At 42.4% G+C, this 6357-nt stretch carries 7 protein-coding genes; 3 read left to right on the top strand and 4 right to left on the bottom strand.

Features of this window, described 5'->3' with window-relative positions:
• The first annotated feature begins 295 nt into the window (after positions 1 to 295).
• Positions 296 to 454: a hypothetical protein gene (locus tag C2M32_RS20580; protein WP_158678239.1), complete on the top strand. Its 159-nt coding sequence runs from the start codon at positions 296 to 298 to the stop codon at positions 452 to 454.
• Between the two features lie 379 nt (positions 455 to 833).
• On the opposite strand, the gene C2M32_RS15880 is transcribed toward C2M32_RS20580, so the two are convergent.
• The 4 genes from C2M32_RS15880 to C2M32_RS15865 form a co-directional block, all read right to left on the bottom strand.
• Positions 834 to 2630 (bottom strand): sulfatase-like hydrolase/transferase, encoded by a 1797-nt coding sequence (locus C2M32_RS15880; protein ID WP_105169259.1) that lies wholly within the window; start codon positions 2628 to 2630, stop codon positions 834 to 836.
• 147 nt (positions 2631 to 2777) lie between these two features.
• Entirely contained in the window at positions 2778 to 3965 is a 1188-nt protein-coding gene (locus tag C2M32_RS15875) for a vWA domain-containing protein (protein ID WP_105169258.1), read from the bottom strand.
• 3 nt (positions 3966 to 3968) lie between these two features.
• Positions 3969 to 4805 (bottom strand): AAA family ATPase, encoded by an 837-nt coding sequence (locus C2M32_RS15870; protein WP_105169257.1) that lies wholly within the window; start codon positions 4803 to 4805, stop codon positions 3969 to 3971.
• A 73-nt stretch (positions 4806 to 4878) separates the two neighbouring features.
• Complete coding sequence (locus tag C2M32_RS15865) at positions 4879 to 5112, bottom strand: DUF1653 domain-containing protein (protein WP_105169256.1); 234 nt, start codon at positions 5110 to 5112, stop codon at positions 4879 to 4881.
• Positions 5113 to 5175: 63 nt separating this feature from the next.
• Here C2M32_RS15865 and C2M32_RS15860 point away from each other — a divergent pair, with 63 nt between their 5' ends.
• Together C2M32_RS15860 and C2M32_RS15855 are read left to right on the top strand one after the other, a co-directional pair.
• On the top strand, positions 5176 to 5655 hold the full coding sequence (locus tag C2M32_RS15860; RefSeq protein ID WP_105169255.1) for a DUF2947 domain-containing protein: 480 nt from the start codon (positions 5176 to 5178) through the stop codon (positions 5653 to 5655).
• 49 nt (positions 5656 to 5704) lie between these two features.
• Complete coding sequence (locus tag C2M32_RS15855) at positions 5705 to 6337, top strand: hypothetical protein (protein WP_199886164.1); 633 nt, start codon at positions 5705 to 5707, stop codon at positions 6335 to 6337.
• The last annotated feature ends 20 nt before the right edge of the window (positions 6338 to 6357 follow it).

Here is a 6357-nt window from a genome sequence, read left to right as displayed (position 1 = left end):
CGTAGCGCCATCCGACGTTTAAGATAGTCCCTCAGCGTCCTATAAAATGGCTCATTTCACCTTGCGCAAAAGGAATGTAAGCACTGCGTGTTTTGTTTCACCTTGCGCAAAGGAAACGCACTCACTGCGCTCGCTGTCGTTAACCCTTTGCATTTTTGCACCACAGTATGCCTGCTCACTGCCTCTTAAAGGTTCCTAAAAAAGGTTTAAAATTATCATTATTGTGGTAATGTAAATAGATGTGGCATGAATGCCAGCATTTAGAGTAAGTTATTTCGGAAAAAGGAATAAAAATATGCAAGTTATCCCCGTCGATCTTCTCAAATTAATAGTTGGAGGAAACTATACTTGGACAGAGGCAGAAAACTATGATGGGTCTGGAAGTCAGAACCTTGATGGTGATGGAACCTCAGGTGGTGGTTCACATGACGGTGTTGAGCCTCCGCAACTCTAGTTAGTGGGTATCTTGGCTTTACTGGAATGCAGAAATCATGAGTTCAAACTCGTGGTCACTACATTCCAGTATGCATCATGTTATGTTCATTCAACAAAGTAACTAAAAAAAATTTAATATTATTGTGTTAGTGTAAATAAATCTTAGGTTGAATGTCGTCATTCAATTCAGTCAATTTTTATAAAGGAGTATTCATATGCAAGTTATCCCTCAGCATCTTCTCAAGTATATAGTCGGCGGTAGTCGCGGAGCTGATAATGATTGTGGTTCGGGTGGCGGTTCGCATGATGGCGTAGAGCCCCCATTGCACTAGACAACACATATTTTCTATTACATGTAGAAACCACTATATTGCCCTGTGGTTTCTACAGCTTGGTTGTTAGCTTCTAATCGGGATAATTAGTGTATCCTCACCGCGTCTATATTCGACTTCTTTGTTGTCATTATGTGGTAACAAACGCTTATTCAGACGTTGTTCTTTCATCACGGTTTTTAATGCAGCTAGCACATTGTTATCCACTGGATTCGGGCAAAGCGGACTTAATAGATTATTTTCTTCAGTGGGGTCGTCGCTTAGGTTGTAACATTCGAACTCGCTAGGGATAAACCTTGTTGTGGTTATATCATCGGGATTACCTGATGCAACGAGATGGCTTAGGTCATAGCGAGAATCTTGTCGCCCTACATTGTGATCATCTTCCTCAAAATCGTCTATAACCCCCGTATCTGAGTAGAATCTCGCGCTATCATAGTAGCGAACATATTTCCAGCGGGTGTCTCCCGTTAGCTCAGGTAACTTTGTGACAATCGCTTCAATATGATTGGGTTGTATAATACTGTTGTACGCTACACCTGTCGCTGGGTTGGTCATATCAGAGCCAACTTCAACATTGTCACTCGTCATAAAGTAAATAGGCTCTTCATTAGGTGCTTGCTCTCCTAATAATATCCTTGAAAGATCTCTACCAACTAACGGCCTAGCTTCACTATGATTTTCAGCTAGATTTTGACGTATTTGCTCCTTATCAACGCCAGCTAACCCTAGCAGAGTTGGTAATAAATCAACGTGAGATGTAGTGATATCCAATTGACTAGAGCGTTTAAACAGATTTGGATTAGAAATGATAAAAGGTACGTTGAGTACTTCTTGATATGCGGTATACCACTTTTGATGTAAGCCACCATGTGCACCCAATAACTCGCCATGATCCGACGTAAAAACGACAATAGTATTGTCGAACAATGACGTCTGTTTAAGCGTTTCATATACGCTTGTAATATGCTTATTCACTTCGGCCATCAGATAATAATAAAACTGACGATAAGCCTCTGTTGTTGGTTGTGGCAAATACATGTGAGGATAGGTATATAAATAGTCTTTTTGGCAGCGAGGCTTGCTTTGCAGGCTTTCATATTGGCTGGGTGCAGGGTCGACATTGGGAAGCGCTCCAGCAGCTTTTAATTGATAAAACTCCTCAAACCAGTCTTTTTGTCGAGGTAGGACGATATCGTGAGGATTTACAAAAGAAGAAACAAGGAGAAATGGCGGAGCATCTTCATGTTGTGCCTGTTTGTCCAGCATAAGTAAGGTTTCGCAAACTTGTCTCGCAAAGCCCGGATCTCGGACCGTACCGCAATTATTTTCTGCAGAACCATGAGGCTCAGGTCCAATCCACTGACTGAAACCAAATTTATCCAGTCGATCAGCGTGTTGATAAAGTTCTACGCGTTGTGGGTAAGGCTCGCCGGAAATTGAGTTGCTAACTAGCGCTTGTTGAGTTCCTGGAACAAGAATATCTTCATCCGATAAATGCCATTTCCCCCTATAGTAGGTTTGATAACCAGCTTCGCGAAACCAAGAGCCCATCGTTGGGACGGTGTTAGGTTCTAGCCAAAACATATTCTGGTCGAAAGACGATTTACCAATTCCGGGCGTTTGGCTTACACCATGTAGCGAGGGATATTGGCCGGTATAAATGCTCGTTCGGCTTGGCGCACAGGCTGTTGAGGCAGCATTATGATTTATAAACTCAATACCATGTTGGCGCATTTGCAGCAAACTTTCACTATTCCTTAAGCGGTAATCTTTTGCTTCTAGGTTTTCATATGGTGGAGGAAACCTTTCTTCATCGGTAGTGATAATCAAAAAGTTAGGGTGTTTGCCATTTATGTTCATTTGAATATCCTTCTCTGTGGGAGTGTTCATTGCACAACCAGTGTAGTTGAATATTCTCTCATTAGATGTGGTAAATAAAAGGATATTATATGGCAGGTAAATGCGCCTTATATGACCATCATCTTGAGATTGATGGTCAGTAGTTAGTTAGCTTAGGTTTTTAATCGCGTTACTCAAACCATCGAGTGTCAGTGGGTACATACGGCCATCCATTGCATCTTCAATGATTTTAATAGAATGATAGTAACGCCAATGCTCTTTGGGCTGAGGATTAAGCCATGCGACTTTCTCGAAGTGATTCGTGAGCCGTTGCAACCATAAGGCTCCAGGCTCATTGTTCCAATGTTCTACACTGCCGCCAGGATAAGCGATTTCATAAGGCCCCATCGTCGCATCGCCAACAAAGATCAGGCGATAATCCTTACCAAAGCGATTAATCAATTTGAAAGTATCGATTAAGTTTGCTTGACGTCGTTCATTGTCTTGCCAAACATGCTCGTACACGCAGTTATGGAAGTAGAAGAATTCGAGGTGCTTGAACTCGCTATGAGCGGCACTAAATAGTTGCTCACATAGGTGTATGTAATCATCCATAGAGCCACCAATGTCGAACAACATGATCACATTGACAGCATTGTGCCGTTGGGGAACCATTTTAACATCCAACATGCCACCTTGTTTGGCTGTTGCGGTGATTGTCTCGTTCAAATCAAGTTGGTCACTGGCTCCGCTTCTTGCGAATTTTCGTAGTTTTCTAAGAGCGAGCTGCAACGTGCGGCTAGTAATTTCACTATCAGCATCAAGGTTACGATATTGCCTTTTATCCCAGACTTTTACAGCTCTGCGTTGACGACTACCATTTTGGCCAATTCTGATTCCCTCAGGGTTATAGCCATATGCTCCAAAGGGAGATGTACCACCAGTACCTATCCATTTACTTCCACCAGCATGGCGCTTTTGCTGTTCAGCTAACCTTTGCTTCAGGGTTTCCATGAGCTTGTCTAGACCGCCCATGGCCTCAATTTGGGCTTTTTGCTCTGTTGTAAGGTGCTTCTCAAACTCTTTTCTAAGCCAATCTTCAGGCAGATTTGCGCTTTCCCTTAACTTACTCAAAAAATCAATGTCTTCAATACCACGAAAGTAATCCGCAAATGCACGATCAAACTTATCGTATTGAGTTTCATCCTTTACGAAAATCGTCTTACTTAACTCATAAAAAGCATCTAGATCCGCAAAAGCCAAACCGTGGTTAAGGGCATTGATACAATCAAGTAACTCCCGAGGTGAAACCTTGAGACCGTATCTTCTGAGAGTAAAAAAGAAATCGATTAGCATAATTTATCGTTTACTCATAAAAGCAAGCTTTTCGATAAGACTCACATCCTGTTCATTTTTTAACAGTGCACCAAACAGCGGCATCAGGCCTGTGGTATGACTTTGATCTCGTAGCGTACTTATATCAATATCTTCGGCCATCAACAGTTTGAGCCAATCTAGCAGTTCACTGGTACTTGGCTTTTTCTTCAACCCCGGTATTTCTCGTAGTTTAAAGAACGATTCCAATGCTTGCTGTACCAAATCTTGCTTAATGTTTGGATAATGTACTTCAATGATTTGTTGCATCTGTTCAGGCGATGGAAAATCTATGTAGTGGAAAAAGCAACGACGAAGAAAAGCATCGGGCAGCTCTTTCTCATTGTTCGAGGTAATGATCACGATGGGGCGAACTTTGGCACTGACTTTTTCACCCGTTTCATAAACATGAAACTCCATTTTGTCGAGTTCCAGTAGCAAATCATTAGGGAACTCAATATCGGCTTTGTCAATTTCGTCAATCAACAGTACTGGACGTTGTGTTCCTTCAAATGCTTGCCACAGCTTACCTTTGACGATGTAGTTACTAATGTCATGAACTTTCTTATCACCTAACTGACTGTCACGTAAGCGGGATACAGCATCGTACTCGTATAAGCCCTGCTGCGCTTTGGTGGTTGATTTGATATGCCACTGGATAAGTTCGGTGTTTAGACTGTTAGCCAACTCTTGTGCCAGCATGGTCTTACCCGTGCCGGGCTCACCTTTTATTAATAAGGGCTTTTCGAGCACAACGGCTGCATTAACGGCTTGTTTCAGTGCATTGCTGGCAATATAGTTATTAGTACCTTCGAAGCTCACAATAATTTCCTAACGATCTGGTCTGATGAGGTTATAGTGCCATAAAACTACAGTATAACTCTAGACGTGAAGTCTATTTCGTATCTTCACTGGCACAAACGTATTTAAAGCGTGGAGTTGGGACGCCGTTTATGATTACCTGCTCGGTAAACATGCTCAGTGGGCGTACCCAAAAATCAAAATCACCATATAAAGTTTGATATACCACCATCACCTCATCTGTTTCACTGTGTGTTGCTAAATGATGTACTTTGTAATTAGCACCTTTGTAATGTTGATAAATGCCAGGTTTTAGTGATTGTTGCATTGTTCGCTCCTGTTGCTGTGCGGTATACTCGACGGTTATTGAGAGTGCCAATATGGCTGAGTAATGAATTATATTTCTATAGATGAGTTTAAAAAAGCTTGGGTGTTCAAGCATCAGGATTTACCCATAGATGAAGCTGATCTGAACGCAATAAAACCAATGAGCCGTGAACGGGCCGCCGTGCTGTGGAGTACGATGGTTTCCAGAGAAAAGGACCATCCAGATTTTTTCACGAAATCAGAGTGGCCTGGAAATGATGAGACTTGGACTGAGCAGGTGAGTTGGGAGCAGCCATGGGAAGATGGTGAGCAAACATTGCCACAACAGATATGTGCTTTTTTAAATTGGGAAGACAACACCACGGTTTATTTCTGTTTGTCACGAGACCAAATAATAGAAACTCGTTTTGAAGTGTTTAAGCGCTGCTGGCAGAATTTTATGTTCTTAGCAGACGGTAGTTTATTATTGGGTAAAAAGCGTGATGCGGTGGTACAGTTTTTAGAAAACGGTAACGCCAAACTAGGGTTGCGAGCGAAAGGCTAGCCTGCATGTCTTTACCATGCTATAACTTTTCTCAGTTGATGGAGGGTGTGTGGTCAAGCAGAATATAGCGGATAGTAAGCAAAGCAACCTATGGCACAATGAGCACGAGCGATTACAGTTTGCTGAGCTGGTCAACGTGTTTTATGCTCGGGAAATTCCACTTCTCGCCAAGCAATTTAGTGGTGAGCAGTTGCAGCGCAAGTTACTGAGTTTACCGTATTATGTGGAAAGGGCTGCTCGACATATCACACAAGGTGAGGTGCCGTTACAATTAGACAGTCAAAATGGCTGTTGGTTAGCACCACAAAAGAAGACACCGCCACACTTTGACCAGCAGAAAAACCATAGCTTTTTCACACAAAAAGCAAGAGTAGGACTGGTGGTTCCTGTGTTGATCTGTGACTCGGGATATATGCAGGTAGTCATGGACAGCTTAGATCAAGTAAGGGACAATGAGGTACATTGTAACCAGTATGGTTGGTTTGCCAGTTCAGGTGTTAGTCATCAGAGCACCTTTAAGTTGTATACACCAACAAAGCCGTTAATGATTATGGCATGCTGTGGTCACCGCTGGCAATACGAAAAGGTCGTTGCGCCCCGCTTGCTAAGCTTAAGAGAGATGCTGCTTGCCAGTATGATAAATTGGACCAATGTTAAAGCGACTAAACAACGACACCATTAACGCGAATTATGCAATAGCCT

Origin of the sequence: Pseudoalteromonas sp. T1lg23B, from assembly GCF_002964665.1 — a bacterium.
Lineage (GTDB): Bacteria > Pseudomonadota > Gammaproteobacteria > Enterobacterales > Alteromonadaceae > Pseudoalteromonas.
The sequence above is the reverse complement of the archived record's forward strand: the minus strand, read 5'-3'. Positions and strand labels throughout refer to the sequence as shown.